Genomic DNA, 2,515 nt, shown 5'->3' with positions numbered 1-2,515 from the left:
ATACCTACCGTGATTTTGATGATACAAAAGTACGATTAAACCCTATTCCCTCCAAATATTTGATTGAAAAAAAACAGCGTTTAATGCCAACTAGGTGAAGATTAGTTTATTAAATTTTAATAAAAAACATCGATATGGTTACGTTTCGATGTTGATGTGCATTTCGCTTGTCTAAATTTGTCATTTGCTTCCGATATTTTAACAAAAAATGCGGTTCCTACCATAGAAACCGCATTTTTTGTTAAAAGAAATATGATTAGATCATTTCTACACTTCTCTTCACGAAAGACGTTAGATCTGCTCCTGACAATAAACCTCTGGACAAGAGCGCTAAATCAAAAGCCTGTTTTGCTAGTTTTGAACCTTCTTCGTCCGATGACGATAAAATTCTTTTGATCAGCGGATGGTTCCCATTGACAGTTACTTTATAATTATCGGGCAATGAACCATAAAAATTCATACCACCACCAGTCTTGGCCATATCTTTCATTCGGCGCATAAATTCATCAATTGTTACCGACACAGGCAAATCGCCTTCATTTAATGCATCAACCTCAACTTTCATGTCTTGACGGGAGATTGCTTTTTCAAAAACCGCTAGTGCTTTTTTAGATTCTTCTTCCGAGAGGGCAAGTTCGACCTTTTCGTCTTTTTGGATCAATTTATCGATAACGTCAGCATCTACACGCTTCAGCTGTACCTTTTCACCGCCTTTTTGCTCCAAATAAGCTGCAAAGTGCGTATCCAGTGGTCCATCGAGCATCAAAACATCATACCCCTTATTTAATGCAGTTTGGATGAAACCATCTTGTTGAGCAGCATCATGTGTATATAAATAAACAATGTTTCCATCTTTATCTACCTGGATATCTTTGACCTTTTCGTAATACTCCTTAATGGTGAAACTTTGGTTACCTGTGTTTTTTACTAAACAGAAGTCATTTGCTTTTTCAGCAAATTTTTCATCGCTTAGCATACCGTATTTGATAAATAAACCGATATCCGTCCATTTCTCTTCAAATCCCTTACGATCAGTCTTAAATATTTCGTTCAATTTGTCGGCCACCTTTTTGGTGATATAACTGTTGATTTTTTTAACGTTACTGTCTGCCTGTAAAAATGAACGGGATACGTTTAATGGAATATCCGGCGAATCAATTACCCCATGAAGTAACATCAAGAATTCAGGAACAATATCTTTCACTTCGTCGGTGATGAACACTTGTCTAGAATAGAGCTTAATTTTATTGCGTTGGATCTCCAGTTCATTTTTAACTTTAGGGAAGTAGAGGATACCTGTCAGGTTGAATGGGTAGTCTACATTGAGGTGAATCCAAAACAATGGTTCATCCATTGAGTAGGGATAGAGTTCGCGGTAGAAGGCTAGATAATCCTCGTCTTTTAATTCAGACGGCGATTTTGTCCAGGCCGGATTGGTATTGTTGATGATATTATCTACCTCTACAGATTTGTATTTTGGTTTTCCTTCTTCGTCTTCACCATCTGGTTCAGAATTTGTCTTGGTACCAAAACGAATTGAAACAGGAAGAAATTTAGCATACTTATCTAAAATGTCCTGTAAGCGTGCCTGGCTTAAAAATTCAGTTGATTCTTCGTTAATATGCAAGATGACATCTGTTCCGCGGGTGCTTCTTGTACCTGTAGAAATTTCGTAAGATGTACTACCATCGCAAGTCCAATGAGCAGGTTCTGCTCCATCCTGATAAGATAAGGATTGGATTTCTACCGTATCGGCTACCATAAATGCGGAATAGAAGCCTAAACCAAAGCGGCCAATGATTTCATTTGCATCATTTGCCTCTTTGAATTTTTCCATGAACTCTGTTGCTCCTGAGAAAGCGATCTGGTTGATGTATTTTTTTATTTCATCTGCTGTCATACCAATACCATTGTCGGAAATAGTGATGGTCTTGGCAGCTTCATCAAATTTTACGTCTACAATCAATTCACCTGTTTCACCTTGGTATTGACCCAAAGATGCCAGGCGTTTGATTTTTTGAGAAGCATCAACTGCATTAGATACCAGTTCACGCAAGAAAATTTCATTATCAGAATATAAGAACTTTTTGATTACGGGAAATATGTTCTCCGTGTGAATTGAAATACTACCTTTTTCTGGATTCATAATTTGTATGTCGCTATTTTTAATTTTATGATTTGTTTAAAACATACAATCAGTGTTCCAAATCGTCTTTATAGGACATGATGGCAGGAAACAGCCTATTTTGTCATAGGCTCATTCGGTGAATTTAAGGGCTCTATAAGTAAACTGCCAGCGAGAGCATGTTCCCTAATACTAATTTAGGCCTGGGCTCTGAGGGAAATTGGCGACATGTGCATATTTGGGACCAAGTCCAATGATGGCATCCTTCCACAACAATTCACCGTTACCTTCAAAAATGAGCTGATGATGGTATTTGTTTTGTACAGCCCAGCTATTTTCTTTGATTTCGCCGTCTAATTGACCTGCAGACCATCCAGAATATCCGATAAA

Annotated in this window: 2 protein-coding genes; both read right to left on the bottom strand. The window is 37.6% G+C overall.

The window, feature by feature from the left end:
- Positions 1-256: 256 nt before the first annotated feature.
- Entirely contained in the window at positions 257-2,146 is a 1,890-nt protein-coding gene (gene htpG, locus B2X72_RS25200) for a molecular chaperone HtpG (protein WP_120335893.1), read from the bottom strand.
- A gap of 171 nt (positions 2,147-2,317) precedes the next feature.
- The coding region (locus tag B2X72_RS25195) for a YqgE/AlgH family protein (protein ID WP_286851997.1) at positions 2,318-2,515 on the bottom strand (198 nt) is incomplete at its 5' end.

Source organism: Sphingobacterium sp. UBA7253 (assembly GCF_002472745.1).
GTDB classification, from domain to species: domain Bacteria; phylum Bacteroidota; class Bacteroidia; order Sphingobacteriales; family Sphingobacteriaceae; genus Sphingobacterium; species Sphingobacterium siyangense.
This window is presented reverse-complemented; position numbering and strand designations above follow the sequence as displayed.